Origin of the sequence: Eubacterium sp. 14-2 (assembly GCF_000403845.2) — a bacterium.
Classification (GTDB): Bacteria; Bacillota; Clostridia; order Lachnospirales; family Lachnospiraceae; genus Petralouisia.
Genome location: NZ_KE159568.1, coordinates 378,515 through 399,344, shown reverse-complemented (window position 1 = coordinate 399,344; position 20,830 = coordinate 378,515). Strand labels below are relative to the sequence as shown.

The following is a 20,830-nucleotide window of genomic DNA, read 5'->3' as shown; positions in this document are numbered from 1 at the left end:
AAGGTGAATAAACGATGGAAAAACTAAAGCTGCATATTCTTAATGAAATAAAAGAGAACAGACTGGATGTAAAGACCGGTTCGGAATTGCTTGCTGAATTGTCAGATGGCGCGGAAAACAGAGAGCCGGTTGCGGTGGTGGGAATGGCATTGCGCTGTCCCCAGGCCGATAATCTCAGGCAGTTCAGATGCAATCTGCTTAATAAAACCGACTCTGTACGGGAATTTCCGGAAACACGCAGAAAGGAAATTGCCCACTGGCTGCCGGATGAGTTCTGCGAAACCGACGATCCATACCAGATTCAGGGATACCTTGACGATATCAGTCTTTTTGATGAAAGTTTTTTCGGCCTGTCAGCAGCAGAAGCAAAGAAAATGCATCCCATACAGCGCCTGTTTATGATGTGCGCTTTTGAGGCGCTGGAAGACGCCGGATATGTGCCGGATGAAGGGATGAAAACAGCAGTGTATGTGGGCAATGCACAGCTTGGAGAGCCAGGTTACAATGATTTTATGCAGGAAATGGACGGAACCGGATTTATCGGCGCGGCTGCCAGTATGATTCCTGCACGTATTGCGTATTTTCTGGGACTGAATGGTCCCGGAATGGTGATTGACAGTGCCTGTACGTCCGGTCTTCTGGGCGTGCACATGGCATGTGAGGCTCTCCGGAAAAAAGAGATTGACTGTGCCATTGTCTGTGGCGCCGCATTGAATCTTATGCCGCTGGTAACAGAACGCATTACTTTTATGGAATCTCCGGAATATGTGATTTCCCCCTTTGACGAGAGGGCAGACGGTACTGTCTGGGGAGAAGGCGCAGGCGTTGTGGTACTCAAAAGAGCAGGTACGGCTGCAGCCTCAAAAGACAGGGTATATGCACTGATACGGGGAAACGGAGCAAACAGTAACGGCGCCTCTGCCTCCCTTACAGCCCTGGACGTCAACGCACAGTCGGACCTTATGGACAGTACCTGGAAACGTTTTTCCATTCAGCCGGAAAATTTCAGATATTTTGAGGCCCACGGGACAGGGACTGCAATCGGCGATGCCATTGAGGTTAAGAGCATATCCCAGTCCCTGGCAAACTATACGGACCGTAAACAGTTTTGCGGCCTTGGAACGGTAAAATGCAATATCGGACATACCACAGGGGCGTCCGGTGTTATTTCAATGATAAAAGCGGCTCAGGCCCTGAATACGGGAGAAGTGCCTCCTGTGGGCCGCTTTTCCTCCCCAGGCATCCATATGGACCTGGTGAATACGCCGCTGTTTATTGCGGATGAGAAACTGGTGTTAGATCCGAAGGACAGAGAAGCCCTGATTGGAGTAAACAGCTTTGGCATCAGTGGAACCAACGTGCACGTTGTGCTTGGGCGTCCGGAACCCTGCGAGGGTCCCGTCAGGGTGAGAGAGGGCAGTTATCCCCTGCTGCTGTCTGCCAGAAACGTACATTCGCTGACGGAACTTCTGCTCCGTTATGCCCACAGAATGCAAAAGGGTGATGCAGACCTTGAGGATATCTGTTTTACAGCTTATAAGGGGCGGATGCACCATAACTTACGGGCCGGCGTGTATGGTTCGGACAAAGAACAGATGGTTCTGCGGCTGAAAGGCCTGCGGGAAGCTGTTCTCTCAGGTAAAGAGCTTCCGGAAGGGTGTTTTTATTCGGAAAGAACGGAAAAAAATACCGGGTTCTCTGAACCCTGGGCCCGTGTCTGTGCAGAATATGCTGCAGGCAGCCTGCCGGATGCGGGCAGCCTGTTCCCCGGCGGAGTAAAGGTCTCACTGCCGGGCTATCCCTTTGAATTAAACAGAAGATGGGCGGACAGCCCCGAAAAAATTCCGCACCACCCGGTAACCGGAAGGGTAATTTATTCAGGAAATGAAGAAGATATGTATGAAACGGTCCTGGATCCCCGAAGCTGGCGTTTTGCCGGGGGCAGTATTTCCGCTCTGTCGCTCCTTGAGATGATCTGCCAGACAGCAGAGATATACTATCCAAAGGAGGCTGTTCTCATAAAAAATATACGGGTGGAGCATACGGTCAGCAAAGAGAAAACCGGGAGAATCAACACGGTAGCTGTGAAGCGGGAGGATGGCATTGCCATGGAGCTTTCGGCAGTTTCCCTGAAAGATGGCAGGACCGTAAAACTGGCAGAAGCAGAGGCTGTTCCGGCTTTATCTGCCCGTGAAAAAGTACAGATTCCGGAACAGGAGAAACAGTGTTTTACCAGAGAGGCAGGAAGGCGCTGGCATTATCATCTGACAGAGGAAGGCCGGGAATGTAAAATTGAGCTGAAACTGGATCAGAGATACTCCGGGGATATGGAGCTGCATCATTTTCATCCCGATATGCTTGAGACCCTGTCTGACGTGCTGGGAATGAAGGAAAATACCGGCTGGTGCCTGAAAGAATGTGAAACCATAATCCTTTATGGAAATCTTCCGGAACATGTCCATGCAGAAGTGGCACAGGAAGCTCATACAGAAGGGCATACCACCTGGAATATCCGTATCTGCAGTGAAGAGGAAGTGATTGCGGATATAAAAGGCTTTGTTTTGGGCAAAGTACCAGGAGACGATTCGGATGAAAATGACGTATGGACAGAAGCAGATGACAGGGGGCTCACAGGCAGGCCGGATCACAGTTATACCCCCTGTGAGAGAGCAGTCGGCCAGGTCTTTCGGGAAACGCTGGGCCTGGAGGAAGTCCATATAGACCACAGCTTTTTTGAACTGGGCGGCGATTCCCTTATGGCCATTTCCCTTGTGAATCAGCTGGAAAAACGGTTCGGATATAAAGCTGACTTTTTAAAGGCAGCCGAAGCGCCTTCCATACGGTCCCTGGCGGCGGCAGTTACTCAAAATGACAGGGAAGAAAATGTGCTGGAAAAGGCGCCGGAGATGGAATATTATCCATTGTCTTTCTCTCAGAAACAAATCTACAGCGCATGTATGCTGAATCCTGAAATTTTGACATATAATTTTATCATTGTGCTGGAACTGAATGGAATCGCAGACCGGGAAAGGATAGAAAAAGCCTTTCATCAGACAGTGCAGGATAACCCTTCTTTACGGACGAAATATACGGTGGTTGATGCACAGCCTGTTCAGTCTGTGTGTCCCGGCGGCTGTGAATTTAACTGTATTGAAATGGAAGAGAGGGTGGACAGGGATTCTCTGGAGGCCATGATTCATTCTTTTCACAGGCCCTTTGATCTTTCGGAGGGCAGGCTTTTGAGAATTACCCTTGTGAAGGATGGAGAGGAACATGGATATATTCTGGCCGGAACACATCATATAGCGGCCGACGGATATTCCATGGCTCTGCTGTTTGAACGATTTACCGCATATTATATGGGCGGTGAGGTGACGCGTCCGGAACTGGAATACACAGATTATGCGTACAATTTGGCTGATTTGCCTGAAAGTGTAATTGCGCCCTGCCGCAGATACTGGCAGAGCCAGTTTGCGGACGAGATCCAGGCCCTTAATCTGCCCGGGGATTACGAGGCTGCCTCTAACACCGGAAAAGGTGCGGTAACGATGGTTACCCTGGATGAGGCTGTTTCTTCTGAGATAAAAAAACATGCGGCCAGAGCCGGGGTAACGCCGGGGTCGTTTTTACTCACTGCTTTTTTCCTGGCCCTGCGCAAGTTCAGCGGACAGAATGATATTGTAATCGGAGTGCCCTTTGCAGGACGAAAGAGACATGAACTTTCCGGCGTGATCGGAATGTTTGTGGAAACCCTTCCCATAAGACTGAGAACAGAGGGAGGGATGGAGCTGGAGCAGCTTGTCAGAAATGTACATAAATGCTGTATGGACGGTATCACGTATTCCGGAGCAGACAGTGACAGGCTTGCCCGTGAAGGGGATGGAGTCACCTGTCTGGCCAGAGAGCCACTGTATCGTGTCATGTATACCTTTCAGAATTTAAAGGGCGATATTGAAATTACAGATGTAATTTCACCAAAGCTGCAGATGGATCTGGGAGATTTACACGCTGAAAGCACAGAGTTTTTGCGCAATACAGCCCACTGTGACCTGATGATGGAAACAATCGAGCGGGACGGAAAGTATCTTTGCTGTTTCGAATACAGTACGGATCTGTTCCGGGAAAATACCGTTCAGCGGTTTGCAGAGTATGTCAGAAACATCATTCACAGAATGGCGGGGCCGGAAAAATTATCGGTAAGTGAAGCGTCAGTGGTCAGCGAAACAGAAAAGAAACGTCTGCTGGATACATTCTGCGGGAACAGGGTCAGCCTTACCTGGGAAGACGGCGTTATTCCCTCTTTCCTGCGGGCGGTAAAAAAATATCCTGAGCGTACTGCCCTCATATACGGAAACCGGCATATAAGTTATGCAGAGCTTAATGCCATGTCGGACAGGATCGCCTGTCAGTTTGCAGATTACGGAATACAGGAAGGAACCGCAGTTGTTCTTCGCATCAAAAGATCACCGGAGCTGATCGCAGCTGTGACTGCCCTCTGGAAAACAGGTGCCGTATACGTTCCGGCAGGGGTGGACTATCCTCTGGAACGCATCCGGAACATTTTTGAAATGTCAGAGGCGTCATGTATTGCAGTCTGCAGTGACAGTCCGGAAGAAGAACTTGCTGAAGTGACAGGTGACAGGCTGATTTATCTTGATCTGTCATATCCTGCCAGGACGGTGACCGTGGCCGAATACAGTAAGGAGCGGCCGGCTTATATTATCTTTACCTCTGGCTCCACCGGCCGGCCCAAAGGCGCGGTGGTTGCTCACGGAGGAATGACCAATCATATCAGCGCCAAAATAAATGATCTGGGGTTATCTCACAGGGATGTTATGGCTGTTACCGCATCTCCCTGCTTTGATATTTCCATATGGCAGTTTTTCTGCCCTCTTATGGTGGGCGGAAAAGCAGTAATATTTGATGAGGAACATATTGTGGATGCTGACATGTTTGTCAGAAAAGTGACAGAGCAGAAGGTAAGCATTCTCGAAGTGGTGCCGGCATATCTGCTGGCAGTGCTGGATTCCATGAACGGCCGCCCGGCAGATTTTCATAAGCTGAGATATCTTCTGGTCACCGGTGATGTGGTAAGCGTGGGCCTTGTGAACCGCTGGCTTACCCTGTTTCCGGACATACCTGTGGTAAATGCGTACGGACCTACCGAGGCTTCCGATGATATCACCCACTATGTGATAAAAGATAAGCTGGAGCGAAACAGCGTTCCTGTGGGAAAAACCATTCAGAACCTTGCAATTTATATTCTGGATGAAGATGACCAGCTTTGCCCGGTGGGAGTCCATGGGGAAATCGTCGTGTCCGGTCCGGGTGTGGGCCATGGTTACATCAACGACCCGGAACAGACCAGGAAAGCCTTTGGCAGAAATCCCTTCAGACCGGAATACGGCAGGATGTACCGCACCGGGGATCTTGGCCACTTTATGGAGGACGGTACGCTCTGTATTCATGGACGGAAAGACCATCAGATTAAGCTCAGGGGATTTCGAATTGAACTGAATGAAATAGCCATGGTGGCAGAGAGCTGCGATGGCGTCCGGGAAGCTGCTGCAACAGTCTGCGGCAGCGGGGATTCCGGATACATCTGCTGTTACTATACCAGTGAAACAGGAGAAATGGATCACAGAATCATGAAATGGCTGGAGGACAGGCTGCCTTCCTGTATGCTGCCCTCTGTCCTGATGCGGCTGGAAGAAATGCCTCACAATAACAACGGAAAGATTGACCGTAAGGCTTTGCCGGTTCCGCAGCAGGCGCCGGCCGCCTCTGAAATCAGAAGGGCAGAAAGCCCGGCCGAACTGGCGGTGGCAGCTTCCATGAGCCGGCTCCTGGGCCTTAATGAAATCAATATGAATGATACTTTTTTTGGCCTGGGAGGAGACTCCATCAGAGCCATACAGCTGGCCTCCACACTCAGGCAGTTCGGGTATTCCACAGACGTTCAGAGTATTTATGCCGCCGGTACCATCGGGGAGATTGCAAGAACCGCCCGGCCGGTCTCACGGGTGGACCAGTCTGACAGAACAGGGGAATTTGCCCTCACCCCCATGCAGAAAAAATATATTTCAGCCTTTGATTTGAAACATTCCGGCTGGAACCAGAACCTGACGCTGATTTTTACATATAAACTGGATGAAGAAATACTGAAACAGGCAGTTGGGTTTGTGGCGGAATCCTACAGTTCTCTGCAGCTTGTGTTTACCGGAGAACTGCAGCATTACGAAGAAGGCTCTGAGGTACACTGGATATGCGGCAGAAGTGAGATGGCAGCCTGGGAAGCGGCAGAATGGCTGAATCGTCAGGTGTCTGTTCAGAGCGGAATTAATTTTGGAGGAACTTTGTCATACGACGGAACCCATGACAGACTGATACTGGCAGCCAGCCATCTGGTGGTTGATTCTGTGTCTTTCCGTCAGCTGGCCGGGGATATTTACCGCGCGTATACATCCTTTGCCGGCGGCCGGAAACCGGAAGCAATTGTTGAGACCGGTTCCTTTAAAACATATTCACAGGTGATGGAGCGTCTTTTTGCAGAAGGCAGCCATCAGGACCATTACCGGTATTACAGAAAATATCTTGCAGGATGCCAGTCTGTCTTTGGCGGCAGAGAACGGGGGACGTATGCGCAGGCAGTTACCGAACGCCTGACAGCAGACCGGGAACTTACAGATGCAGTTCTGGGCGGGGCCTGCAGGGCATACGGAACCAGCGTGGAACATTTGCTGTTGTGCGCACTGGTAATGGGGGTATATAAAATATACGGAATCCACAATATCTGTGTTTTCTGTGAACATGATATGAGGCTTTCCGGGCTTCCCTCCCTTGATCTGTCTCAGTCTGTGGGATGGCTGGCAGCAGAGTATCCCCTGGTATTTCATACGGAAGGCTGTGATATGGAAAAAGTAATTATTCAGGTAAAAGACCAGTCTCTGCTGGTTCCCTGGAACGGCGCATGTTATATGTATGCGCGGGACAGGCTGGCAGCAGAAGGCCTGTCTGCTCCTGAAGATATACTGTTTAATTATATGGGCAGTTTTGACGGGGAGGAAGAAAAAGGAGCCTTTGACACAGACGAAGAGATGAGCGGACTCTGGAATGATACCAATGAGAAAATGCCCTTTGTGCTGGAAGTGAACGCAGGGATGAAATCAGGACATCTTATCCTGGACATCACCTGCGACAGCAAAGCCGCAGGTGCGGAGGCTGCCGGGAAACTGGCGGGCATACTGAAGGAATCCCTGAAGGAAATTACAGACCACTGCGTTGAAAAGAAAACAGTCACGGAAACACCGGGTGATTATAATAATCGTTATCTGAGTATGGATGACCTGAAGTACCTGGAAAATGCAGTAAGCAGAATAACAGACTGATACAGATGATATAAGAAGCAAGTTTGAGACAAGGAGACAGGAAAACATGAGTGACAGAATTTCCAAAATATATACGCTTACACCAGTACAGCAGGGGATGCTGCTGGGATGGCTGAGAAATCGTAATTCAACGCAGTATTTTGAGCAATTTTCCATACTGGTGGAAGGAAGGCCGAAGAAGCAGAAGTTAGAGGCATGTTATCAGGAACTGATTGACCGATATGATATTTTACGCACCATATTTGTGGGTGAGGGAGTGTCATGCCCCCAGCAGGTGGTTCTCAGGCACAGGCAGGGGAAACTGATTACAGTTGACCTGAAGGATACAGGCGCGGAAAACATAAGCCAGGTATGCGCATACTATCTGGAACAGGACAGAAAAAAAGGGTTTGATCTGGAAAGAGATATACCCCTTCGCCTGTCCCTGGCAGAGCTGCCTGAAAACAAAAGCATGCTGGTGTGGAGTTTTCATCATATTGCCCTTGACGGCTGGAGCTTTGGAAACCTTGTGAAAGAGTTTATGGCAGGATATGCCGCTGCAGAACCGGTTGTACTGCCTCCGGTTCCCCAGTTTGGAGCATACATACGCTGGTGCGAACAGCGCTGCAGAGAGATTTCCACCGGGGAGCTGGCCAGGTATCTGGAAGGGTTCAGTGAAACAGCACATTTGCCGGGATTTTGTGAGGGGGCGTCGGAGGGGGAGTATCGCGGTGAACTGACCGGCAGGCTGAAAAGGGCAACCTGCGCCGGAATCCGTGCCTTTGCTTCCGGATTCGGCTGTACCCTTTATTCCTGTATTGCCGCTGTGATTCTTAAATTAATGCATATTTATAATCAGACTTCCGATGCTGTAATCGGAAGCGTGGTATCAGGCAGGCAGGCGCCGGTCAGCGGTGTGGAGCAGATGGCGGGCATGTTAATCAACACCCTTCCCTTAAGGGCATGTGCGGCAGAAGGAGAATTGTTTTCAGAGATGATGAAACGCACAGCTGAGGGGATAAATTTCCTGGAGGAAAATGCCGACGCTTCCCTTTCAGAGCTGCAGAGCGGATTTTCTGCAGAATTGTTTGACTGTATCATTGCCTTTGAAAATTATCCGTATGGAGAACAGTTTGTAAAAATAATCAACAATATCGGGGATTTGCCCTTTACCGTACTGGAAACAGATTATTATGAACAGACCGACAGCAATATGTATATCAGCATTTTTCCATCGGATGAAGAAATTGCCTTTTCATTTCGGTTCAACGAAAAAGCATATACAGAAATGGATGCGGCATGTTTTCTGGAACAGCTTGACGATATGCTGTACCGTCTGGAAACAGAAGGGGACTGTCTCCTGGAGGATCTTTACATTACATGTGACAGGGATTACCATCTGCTGGATGCTGTAAATGACAATGCAGCTGATTATAATGAAGACGAAACGATTGTCACCATGTTAAAAACAGCGGCTTCTGAACAGAAAGACAAAACAGCCGTAATCTGTTCCGGCCAGCAGTTATCCTTTCAACAGCTGGATGATCTGTCAGATAAACTGGCCGGCCGGCTGCTGTCCCTTGGCGTAAAACAGGGAGAACCGGTAGGCGTGATGATGAAACGGTCCGTCAGGCTTCCGGCAGCGCTTTTTGCAGTAATGAAGGCAGGGGGAGCCTATGTTCCCCTGGGGCTTTCTTTTCCGGCCGAACGGCGGAATACCATGATTGCTGACAGCGGGATGCGTTTTATGATAGCAGATGAGGGGGCAGAGGGTGCGGAACATGTGCAAATCATAACGCCGGGGACGGAGGCCGCAGAGGAACGGGAGGTTCCTGGGCCTGTGATTTCAAAAGCCCGGTCTGATCTGCCGGCCTATATACTTTATACATCGGGCACAACAGGAAAGCCAAAGGGAGTGATAATTCCCCATAAGGCAATTTATAATTTTATCTGTTCCATGGAGGATGTTTTCCGGGACAGTAACTGCAGGGCCATGCTTTCAACAACAGACTATACCTTTGATATATTCGGGCTTGAATTGTATTTCTCAGTAAAATGCGGCATGACGATTGCAATGGCAGATGAGGAGGAAAGGCTGGAACCTTCCGCTCTGGAACGTATCATCAGAGAAAACAGCGTTGATATGGTTCAGATGACCCCATCGGGCATAAAAATGCTGCTCCCGGGTAAAAACAGGAACAATTCCCTGAAAAGTGTGAAATATGTACTGACGGGAGGAGAGGCTGTTTCAGACAGTCTGCTGTCGGAACTGAAAGGCAGTACCGAAGCGCGGATCTTTAACGTTTACGGCCCCACGGAAACCACAGTCTGGTCCACAATATGCGAACTGACCAACAGAGAACATGTGCTGATTGGGAGGCCTCTGGCCAATCAGCAGGTATATGTGCTTGACGGGAAAATGAGGCGTCTGCCTGTGAATGTTCCGGGAGAGCTGTACATTGCCGGTGCGGGCGTGGGGTACGGCTATCTGGGGCAGGCGGAACTTACTGCGGAGAAATTTCCCGACAATCCTTTCGGAACAGGAAAAATATACCGTACCGGCGACATAGTCCGCATGAACCGGGAAGGGATGCTGGAATTTATCGGGAGGAAAGACCTTCAGGTAAAAATCAGGGGACATCGGATAGAGTGTGACGAGGTTGCGGTAACCATTTCTTCCTGCCCCGGCGTTTTGCAGGCGGCCGCCGCAGGACGAAAAGACAGTTACGGAAATGATGTGCTGGCAGGTTACTATGTTGCGGACGAAAATATTGATATATCCGTATTGAAGCATCATGTCGGATCAAAGCTCCCTGAGTATATGGTACCGGATGTTTTCATGCGGATTGACACTATTCCCCTGACCACAAGCGGGAAACTGAATGTATCCATGCTGCCGGATATCACAGGTGACGGGGCAGGAGGCCGGAAAACCTCCGCTGAAAATGAAAAGCAGCTTGGATTAATAAAAATATGGCAGGATATTCTGGACAGTGACAGGGCAATCGGCATAGATGATAATTTTTTTGAAATCGGCGGGCATTCTCTGCTGGCTGCAGGTCTGGCTGCGGAAGTCAGCAAATTTTCAGGGGCAGCTTTTTCCGTCCGTGATATATTCACGTATCCCACAGTCCGTCAGATGGCGTCTGTTCTGGAGCACAGGGAAAAAGCGGATGAAACAGTCATACCCCATGTGGAAAAGAAGGAGCATTATATGGTGTCCGACGCCCAGAAGAGAATTTATCTCATGTCAGCGGCAAGCATGGGAGAGGAAGGCTGGCATATATCCTTCTGCGCAAAGATGAAGGAAAAGCCTGATATTGCAGGTCTGGAAAAAGCGTGTGCCCGGATGATCGACCGTTATGAGATACTGCGCACAACCTTTCATGTAAAGGATTCCAGAATTGTCCAGCATGTGCATGAAACGGCCGAATTCCATATAGATATCTTGGATGCGGGAAATCGTAATCCGGATCCGGTTATCGAAGGGTATTATGCCGGGGAATATGAGCTGGACAGGCTGTTTCTTTTCAGAATCGGTGTGATTTATACGGAAAAAGAGGCGTTTCTTGCAGTTGATTTCCATCATATTATTTCAGACGGGATATCCATGCGGGTGTTTATTTCTGAATTATATGCCCGCTATATGGGCGTATACCAGAGCAGTGACCTTTTGCAGTATAAAGATTATGTATATTATCAGAAGGAACGGATGAAGTCAGAGGAGTATGCACAGAAACTTAAGTTCTGGCGGCAATTAATGGCTCCGCCTCACGATACTGCGTATATCCTGCCTGATTACCCCAGAGGACTGAAAAAAAGTTATAAAGCCGGTTCCGTGGGATTTTTCTTTCATGACGAAGAATATGCGCTTCTTACAGAGTATGCGGTGCGGCACAATGTAACCCTTTTTATGCTGCTTGGTTCTCTGCTGGCGGTGACACTGGCAAAAATGACAGGAAAGCAGGATGTTGTGATCGGAACCCCCGTATCGGGCAGACAGCATGGAGCCTTTATGAATGCCATGGGTCTGTTTATCAATACGCTGCCCCTCAGATATCAGGTGGAAGACGATATGGAAACGGATAGTTATATGGAAAAGTCCCGCAGTATGGTGCTGGACTGCCTGGAGCGTCAGGAAATCGGGTTTGAGGACATTGTAAAGGTGTCGGAATGCAGAATGGAACAGGGGAGAAATCCTCTGTTTGATGTAACTTTTATCATGCAGAATACGGGACTGACAGAGACCGGAGAAAAAATGGAGGGACTTAAGAGGTATGAGACCGGGGTGAGAACCAGCAATCAGGATCTCTTGTTTGAGGCGGAAATTATAAGCGGCCAGCTCTGTCTTACCCTTGAGTACGTCAAAGATTTATATACGGTGCAGACTGCAGAAGTGCTGCTGAATAACTTCCGTTCTGTTGTAATGGAAGCTGTAACCGGAGACAGCAGAAAGCTGGGAGAGCTTCTGCCTGGCATGACGGATTTCATACAGGAGGATCTGACCGTGGATCTGGATGATATGTTTTAAGCAGGATACAGAATTTATGGAGAGAAAAAATGTGCGGTATAACTGGTATATTTGATATGAAGGGTGAAAATCGTATCAGGCCGGAAATTATGGACAACATGATACAGGCTGTGGCTCATCGCGGCCCGGACGGGCAGGACAGATATATGGATTCCCGTGTGGGACTGGGATTTGTACGGCTGAGTTTTCTGGACCCTGAAGGCGGTATGCAGCCCATAACCAACGAAACCTCAGATCTGGTTCTCGTCTGCAACGGTGAAATATTTAATTTTTTGGAACTGCGAAAAGAACTTGAAGGCAGGGGGCACCGATTCAGAACAGAGGTGGATGTGGAAGTGATTCTGCATTTGTATGAAGAATATGGCACAGATGCAGTGAAGCGGCTGAACGGACAGTTTGCCTTTGTGATATATGACAGGAGAGACAGGAGTATCTTCTGTGCCAGGGATCATGTTGGAATAGCCCCTTTCTTTTATACAGTGTATGACGGTTTCTTTATTTTTGCTTCGGAGATTAAGGCGATTCTGCAATATCCAGGGATAACAGGGCGGCTTAACATGCATGCGGTGGATCAGCTGCTGACTTTTCCCGGATGCCGTGCGCCGAATACTTTTTTTAAGGATATTTATACCCTGGAAAATGGTCATTTTATGAAATTTTGTACCGCAAAATCCATCCGGCAGCAGGAATACTGGGACGTGCGCTACCCGGAAATAACAGAGGACCGGGGCGAAGATTACTACGCAGAATCTTTACTGGAAAGGATAGAACAGGCGGTGAAGATCAGGCTTCATGCCCAGGTGCCCATTGGATTTTATATCAGCGGCGGACTGGATTCTTCTGTGATTGCAGGCCTGATAAACCGAAGTGCCAGAACACCGTACCATTCATTTTCCATAGATTTTGCGGACAGAAGCGTGTCGGAGTCGCGGTTTCAGCGCTGTGTTCAGAGGAATGTAAAATCCCTGCATCATAAGAAACTGTTTACGCAGCAGGATATGGCCCGGTATTTTAAACCGGTAATATACCATGGGGAAACGCCTTTGCGTGAAACGTATAATACAGCGTCAATGGCCCTTTCGGAAATGGTTCATGAAACAGGTGTAAAGGCTGTGCTTACCGGAGAAGGCGCAGATGAATTTTTTTCAGGTTATGTGGGATACAAATTTGACGCTGCCAGGAAGAAAGAACGGGGGATGATATTAACAGACGAAGAAAAAGCGGTAAATGATGTGGTGTACGGAGATCCTGATTTCTTCTATGAACGTTCTCTGACAGAGCTGGAAAACATAAAGCCTCAGATTTATTCGAAAGATGTCGGGGCGTCCTTAAAGGAGTTTACCGCTGTGGGCCGGCCTGTCCTGAAACCAGGAGTGATTAGAAATCTGGATGAGCAGCAAAAGCGCAGCTATGCTGATTATAAGCTGCGGCTGCCGGAACATCTGCTGGCTGACCACGGAGATCGGATGACCTTTGCAAACGCAATAGAAGCCAGATATCCGTTTCTGGATATCAATGTGTTGGATCTGGCAGTCAGAATGCCTTCCAGGTATAAACTGGACAGCAGCTTGAATGAAAAGTACATTGTAAAAAAGATGGCGCGGGGAATTGTGCCGGATGAAATCATATCCCGCACGAAGTTTGCCTTTGTTGCGCCGGGAGTTTCAGAGCTGCTGAAGTGTAAAGATGAATATGTGGAAACCCTTCTGTCTGAAAAAAGCATAAAAGGACAGGGGATATTTAACTGGGATTATGTGGAGGCGCTGAAGCGCAGATATCAGACAGAAGGATTCAGGCTTAACCTCCCCTTTGATACGGATTATCTTATTATTGTCCTGACAGTGAGTGCATTCTACGATATATTTGACCTGAGTTTATAAAAAAACAGGTCAGCGGGCGGATTTATCCCTTTGTTTTCGCCCGCAGCCGCTGTCCGATCCCCAAACCGCCGGGATTTTTGCAAAAATATATCAGTAAATGATTGCATAATGGTGGGAAAACCATGTATAATAATGCCTGAAATAAAATACCCCGTGGAAAACTGCGGGAATTGCAACATTAATCTGCGGCAGGAAGCGGCAGAAAGCAGGACAGAAAGAAAGAGGATGAAAAAATGGGCGGTTTTTTTGGCGTGGCATCACAGCAGGATTGCGTATTTGATTTGTTTTTTGGCATTGACTATCACTCTCATCTTGGAACAAGACGGGGCGGAATGGCAGTATATAGTGAAAAAGGCTTTAATCGGGCAATCCACAATATTGAGAACGCTCCCTTTCGGACAAAGTTTGACAAGGACGTCAGTGAGATGAAAGGATGGTTCGGAATTGGATGTATTTCAGATTATGAACCTCAGCCATTGATGATACGGTCCCACCATGGAACTTATGCGATTACTACAGTAGGAAGAATAGATAACAGTGACCAGCTGCTGAATCAGCTGTTTGAAGGAGGCCACTCCCATTTTATGGAGCAGAGCGGCGGAGAAATCAATGCCACGGAGCTGGTGGCGGCTCTGATTAATCAGAAGGAAAATCTCATTGAAGGAATTCGCTATGCACTGGATTCTGTGGAAGGTTCTCTGTCCCTGATTCTGATGAATCAGAAAGGACTGTACGCTGCCAGGGATAAATACGGCAGAACTCCGGTGGTGATTGGAAAAAAAGAAGACGCATTCTGTATTTCTGTTGAAAATTTTGCTTATCACAATCTGGGATATTCTGATTATAAGGAACTGGGGCCGGAGGAGATTGTCCTGGTAACGGATAAAGAATGTATTACGCTGTCGGAGCCTGGAAGTGAAATGAAAATCTGCACCTTTCTCTGGGTATATTATGGATATCCCGCCAGCTCTTATGAGGGGATGAATGTGGAGCAGATGCGTTACCGCTGCGGAGAGAAAATGGCAAAACGTGATGATGTGAAACCGGATATCGTGGCAGGAGTTCCGGATTCCGGCGTTCCTCATGCTATCGGATATGCCAATGAATCCGGTATACCTTTTACCAGGCCTTTTATCAAATATACGCCCACCTGGCCCAGGTCTTTTATGCCCACCATCCAGAGCAAACGTGACCTGATTGCCAGGATGAAGCTGCTGGCGGTGAAAGACCTGATTCAGGGGAAACGTATGATTTTGATTGATGATTCCATTGTAAGAGGGACTCAGCTTCGGGAGACGGTGGAATTTCTTTATCAGAGCGGGGCAACAGAGGTGCATGTCCGTCCTGCCTGCCCGCCTATTTTATATGGATGCAAATATCTGAACTTCTCCCGTTCCACCTCGGATATGGATTTGTTTTCCCGCCGGGTTATTGACAAGCTGGAAAATGGAAACGTGACGGAAGAAATCCTGGCGGAGTATGCGGATCCGGAGTCAGAAAGATATGAAAAAATGGTAGAAGAGATGTGTAAGGAACAGGGCTTTACTTCACTGCGGTTTAACCGGCTGGACGATATGCTGGATGCCACGGGGCTGGACAGATGTAAGCTCTGTACTTACTGCTGGAATGGAAAAGAATAGAAAATGGAATAGTTTCAGGGAAGTGCGGGAAAGATAAGTCAGTAACAGGCAGAAACTTGTCGAATGTACGGACAGAGTCTTTGCAAACAATACCCAAAAAAGTGCAAAGCATACCAAAATTCTTGAAATAAGGGCAGATTATGGTATATCATATCGAAAAATTGCTTATTTCAGGGAGGAATTAAGGTATGCTGGGAGGTTCATTCTGGATTGCTGTTTTGCGCAATGCCATGAGTATGGGACTGATGATGAGTTTTTTTCTGATGTTGGACCGGCCCAGGTATTTAATGAAAAAAACCATCGGATGCTATGTGATTTTCGGGTGTCTTACTGTTACAGGTTACAGCCTCTGGTATCTTAATGCACCAGAGAGTTTTGTAAAATTTGCCGGTCTTTCATCTATTGTTGTTACCGGACTTTTCTGTGGACTGATGAGCAGCGACAGAGTCTATCTGTCTCTGTATAAAATGGCGGTGTCGTTTTATCTGCTGTCAGTATGTGTTTTCTGCGGCGTGGATGTGGCACGCTGGTGGTTTGACGCAAATGTATGGGTGGACATTCTGGTCAGGTTTGTCTGCACTGTGATAGTTCTTGTATTTACCTGGAAAAAGCTGCGGCGGCAGTTTCTGGACGGAGTGGATTTTCTGATGGAAGAAATGGATCTGTTCAGTTCGGTAACCCTTCTTATTTCGGTTATGATTGGGGCGGTGGTGGCTTACTGGCCGAATCTGCAGGGTTTTTCCATATTTAATATGGTGCGTGCATTTGTGACTTTGTTTATGGTAGGAATTCTGCAATATACAATTCTCCATTTGTATATCCATCTTGGGCAGGAGCATTATTATCAGAGGGAGAAAGAACTTCTGGAAATTAATGAGCAGCTTCTGTACCGGCAGATGGAGCTTATGAGAGAGTCGGAAATGGAAGCGGCCAGAATCCGTCATGATGTGCGTCACCACACCCTTCTCATCAAGGAATATGCGCAAAAAGGAGAAATTGAAGAACTTCTGGAGTATCTGAATCAGTATGATGAGGATATAGAGAATCAGAAAATAAAATATATTTCCAGAAACCGGGCGGTCAACAGTATACTTTCCGTTTATGCCAGGAAGGCCAGGAGCCGGGGTATTCAGGTATATATGGATGTGAAAATAGGGGAACAGCCTGCGATCCGGGATATTGACTGGATTGCGATTCTTGCCAATGCCTTTGAAAATGCAATTCATGGCTGCGAATCTTCGGGAGTGTCCCATCAGGAAATCAGTATCTATATTGCCCGGAAAGGAAATAAAGTGGTTATCCGGTTTTCCAATACAAGTGCCGGAAACGTGAATTTTCATAAGGGGCTGCCCACATCAGAAAAAGGCACAGGACTGGGAGTGCCCAGTATAATGAAAGCAGCTTCCCGTTATGATGGAGAAACAGATTTTGAACTGCAAAACGGAGCGTTCGTGACCAGAATTCTGCTGAATATTCCCTGCTGTATGGAGAACAGGGCGTAGCTTTCTCTGTTGTTCTGGAATGATACGCGAAAAACGCTCTGAAAATCCAGGTCGCTGAGGCAGGCCTTGCCCCGGCGATCTGTGCGAATGGAAAATGTAACTGCGGCGGGTATGAATATGCCGCAGAAAGGACTTAACTCAGGCAAAGAATCCTGCATTGCAGGATTCTTTTTTTATCTTACAGGAAATACCTTGTCACACTAACGTGTGAAAGTATTTCCTATAAGACAAAAAACAATGATGCGCACTTGTTCTGTTCAAATGTGAAATCGGTTTCAGTATTTTGCACAAAAAAGTATGAAAGAATTGTTAAAACTGACTATTTACAGGAAAAATATGAAATAGTATTATAGTACCAACATAAAACCGATAACATAATTTCCGGAAAATGTATCAGAAAAATTCTTAACAAAACCAGGATAGGAGATTCAGGGAGGAATACTTATGCAGCAGGTGAATGTAAGATTTCGTGATGTGGAACAGATCAGACAGTTTGTGAACATTATTGACAAATGTGATGCTAATTTCGATTTGGGTTCCGGCCAGAGAATTGTGGACGCCAAATCAATTCTGGGAGTAATGGCACTGGATTTTTCAGGCCCTTTGTGTCTGAAATACGATTCGGAGGATTCGGCTATTAAAGAAAAAATAATGTCTTTCATCTGTTAAAAAGGAGCAGTTCGGATGAATATTGCAGAGATTGCGGAACTGGCCGGAGTATCCAGGGCAGCAGTTTCGCGCTATTTTAACAATGGTTATATTTCAGAAGAGAAGCGCCAGGCTATCCGCAGGGTGGTAGAGGAAACAGGCTACCGGCCTTCGGTACAGGCTCAGACCCTCAGGACCAGGAAAACGAAAATGGTGGGCGTGATTGTACCGAAGGTAGCTTCTTCTGCCATTGGAAAACTTGTGGACGGCCTTCTTTCCGTACTGGATGAGACGGAGTTCCGTCTGCTTCTGGCAGTAACCCGAAGCGAGCCGCAGAAAGAGCTGGATTATCTGTCCGCCTTTCATGAAAAGCAGGTGGATGGTGTGATATTTGCAGCTACGGTGCTGACGCCGGAGCATAAGCGTGAGTTGAAGAACATAGATGTTCCGGTTGTAATCGCAGGCCAGAAGCTGAAAGGCTATTGCTGCGTTTACCATGATGATTACCATGCCGCTTATGACCTTACACGTTTTTTCTGGGAAAAGGGAAGAAAGAAGCTGGGATATATCAGCGCCCGGATGCAGGATAAAGCGGCAGGAGAGGAGAGGTGCAGAGGATTCCAGGATGCGGTGCAGGATTTCGGCTGCAGAGAACTGGCTGAAAATGTGGTGATCGCCGATTTTTCCTTTGATTCCGGCCGGGAAAAGGCAGGCGAGCTGTTGGAAAAATGCGGTAATCTGGACGGAATTATCTGCGCAACGGATACTATGGCGGCAGGAGCCATGCAGTATCTCTGCCAGCATAAAATAAAAGTTCCGGACCAGATGCTGGTGGCCGGACACGGTGGTTCTGAACTGGCAAAAGTAACGATGCCGCCTCTGGTTACCGTTCAGTATTTTTATGAGAAAAGCGGGGAAATTGCCGCCCGGATGCTGCTTGATCTGATGGAAAAAAGAGAAGCGGCCCTACAGGAGGTGAAGCTGGGGTACCGTATTGTAGACGGTTTCGGTGAGGAATGGTCTGCCTGAAAAAATGCTGAAATAGAATAAAAATTTAGCAGACAGAGGACTGTCCTGAAAATATATTTCAGAGGCAGTCCTTTTTAGGTGCATCCGGTATGAGCGCAATCCCGTTGCAAAATCCTGTTGTAAAAATACAGCAAAGCCTTTGGTTATCAAATAAAAAGAGTTTGACGGATAAAGTAAAGCAACAGGCATTGGATATTGACTGGTACAAAGGGAAGCTGCTGGAACAGGCGAATATTGCAGAGAAATATATAGGATGGAAATTGAAAACTTTGCTTCTGTGCCGTTAAAAAGTATGAATCGGTAAAAATTTGTCGAAAACAGGCGAATAACCATAAGAATGAGAACCCTTGTAAGTGGTGTGGGAATGCCATTTGCAGGGGTTTTAATATGTGCTATAAAAGTGATAATGGATATTTTTTATAGAGTATGGTAGAATATACAAAAATAAAATTTGGGAGTTGATTTTATGCTGGTCAGTACAGATAAAAAATGGGATTATGCATTAGGTATGATTAAAGTAGACGGGTTAGAACCATCCCCGGAATTTAAAGAATTAATTGAAAAAGAAAGTCGTGGAGAGATGACTACAGAGGATATGCGTAAAGTTTTAGACAAAAAATATAAGATGAAAGAATAAGGACAATATTATGAAAGATCCATATTTATATCCTCATACAGATATTCTGAAGAATCTTGCTGATATACGGGACAGGGAAATGTTATCGTGCATGGAAGCAGAATATACGAGTATACGGCTTGCGGAACCTGTGACAGGAGAATCCGTCAGCCGTTTTGATTTTGCATTCGTAAGATTGTATATTGGAATCGTTTAGAGCGGTATGAGCATGGAGAGTGGGATGTTAGATTATATTTATTACAAAATGAGGAAAGCGAATAAATGGCTTATAGAACAAAGTGGGCAAGCCCACTTCAACTCCCCTAACCCCTCACTCATGAGGGGCTTGCACATTTTGCTGCGCCATTTGCGGTGCGTCAGAGTATACGCAGTATGCTGAACGTATCGCGTTTTAGCACAATTGCGAAGCAATATCTTACCTCTTGTGCGAGAGCGCATATTATTTTTTGTCTTATAGGAAAGATACTTTCACACTTTAGCGTGGCAAGGTCTTTCCTATAAGATAAAAAACTTCCCTTTGTCGAAACGACAGGCAATCACATTTCGTATTATCTGCCGCACGATGGCAAAAGAAAAAAGCCATCGTACAGAAGAGGTATTTACACACGTCTGTTCTTACACGATGGCTTTTTGAGAAATCAAAGCCTCCAATTCCGAATAATTGTAAAGTTCACAATTAATATCCTGTATTTTGTACACTTTTGAGATTATGTCAATTTACATAAAGAGAACTTACCTGGTAAAATAAAAGTAGAATAGTATACCCTGCAGAGGAATTTTTCAGAAAAGGAGGGGTGTTATGGCTGCAAAAATTCTGGCAGTGGCCGGAAAAGGAGGCGTAGGAAAAACTTCTCTGGCGGCTGCAATGGTGAAAGTGCTGGTATCTGCTTTTCCTGAAAAAAAGATACTGGCCATTGATGCAGACCCGGCAGTGGGACTTTCCACGGCCCTGGGCCTGGAAACGGAAGTGACGGTGGATGATATCCGCAGAGAGGTAGTGGACCAGGCGAAACGAGGTGACGCCGCGGGAGCCATTGAACTTCTGGGAGAAGCAAGGTATCGGATTTTTGACGCACTGGTGGAACAGGACGGATTTTCCTTTATAGCCATAGGAAGGCCGGAAGCGGCAGGATGTTACTGTAAAATCAATGGTTATCTGAAAGAAGTGATAGGGATCCTTTCCGGGAACTTTGACTATATTGTGATTGACGGAGAAGCAGGAATTGAACAGATTAACCGGCGGGTGATGGAGAAGGTAACCCATCTGCTTCTGGTTACAGATTCCAGCAGAAAAGGGACTCAGGTGGTGCAGACCATCAAAAAGGTAGCGGATGAGCTTGTGATGTACGAGGATGCGGGCGTGATTTTCAATCGTCTGCCCAATCTGGAAACAGCTTCTTACATGGATGTGGGCGATCTTCCGGTTCTGGCCAGAATACCGGATGATGCAGCCCTGGCAGAATTCGATTTAAAAGGCGAGAACGTATTTTACCTGCCTGAGGATGCGCCCATTGTCCGGGGTATCCGGGAAGCCCTGGAAAAGATACATATTTTATCTTAGGGGGAAAATTATTTTACGAAAATCTGAAAAAAGGA

General features: G+C 47.2%; 9 protein-coding genes. All 9 read left to right on the top strand.

Translation table 11 applies throughout. The annotated features are described in order from the left end of the window. Positions 1 to 14: 14 nt before the first annotated feature. Complete coding sequence (locus tag C805_RS19005) at positions 15 to 7,388, top strand: non-ribosomal peptide synthetase (protein WP_016215599.1); 7,374 nt, start codon at positions 15 to 17, stop codon at positions 7,386 to 7,388. A gap of 46 nt (positions 7,389 to 7,434) precedes the next feature. Next, entirely contained in the window at positions 7,435 to 11,898 is a 4,464-nt protein-coding gene (locus C805_RS19000; protein WP_016215598.1) for a non-ribosomal peptide synthetase, read from the top strand. 29 nt (positions 11,899 to 11,927) lie between these two features. Continuing rightward, positions 11,928 to 13,778 carry an asparagine synthase (glutamine-hydrolyzing) gene (gene asnB, locus C805_RS18995; RefSeq protein ID WP_016215597.1) on the top strand — a complete coding sequence of 617 codons (1,851 nt, stop codon included), beginning with the start codon at positions 11,928 to 11,930 and terminating at the stop codon, positions 13,776 to 13,778. Positions 13,779 to 14,011: 233 nt separating this feature from the next. Beyond that, positions 14,012 to 15,418: an amidophosphoribosyltransferase gene (locus C805_RS18990; protein ID WP_016215596.1), complete on the top strand. Its 1,407-nt coding sequence runs from the start codon at positions 14,012 to 14,014 to the stop codon at positions 15,416 to 15,418. 188 nt (positions 15,419 to 15,606) lie between these two features. After that, entirely contained in the window at positions 15,607 to 16,920 is a 1,314-nt protein-coding gene (locus C805_RS18985) for a sensor histidine kinase (RefSeq protein WP_016215595.1), read from the top strand. A gap of 444 nt (positions 16,921 to 17,364) precedes the next feature. Continuing rightward, positions 17,365 to 17,589 (top strand): HPr family phosphocarrier protein, encoded by a 225-nt coding sequence (locus C805_RS18980; RefSeq protein ID WP_016215594.1) that lies wholly within the window; start codon positions 17,365 to 17,367, stop codon positions 17,587 to 17,589. 15 nt (positions 17,590 to 17,604) lie between these two features. After that, complete coding sequence (locus tag C805_RS18975; protein ID WP_016215593.1) at positions 17,605 to 18,597, top strand: LacI family DNA-binding transcriptional regulator; 993 nt, start codon at positions 17,605 to 17,607, stop codon at positions 18,595 to 18,597. Positions 18,598 to 19,063: 466 nt separating this feature from the next. Then, the gene (locus C805_RS26795) at positions 19,064 to 19,234 is read left to right on the top strand and encodes an antitoxin VbhA family protein (protein ID WP_016215592.1); all 171 of its coding nucleotides are present in this window, start codon (positions 19,064 to 19,066) and stop codon (positions 19,232 to 19,234) included. Positions 19,235 to 20,033: 799 nt separating this feature from the next. Then, entirely contained in the window at positions 20,034 to 20,795 is a 762-nt protein-coding gene (locus C805_RS18965; protein WP_016215590.1) for an ATP-binding protein, read from the top strand. The last annotated feature ends 35 nt before the right edge of the window (positions 20,796 to 20,830 follow it).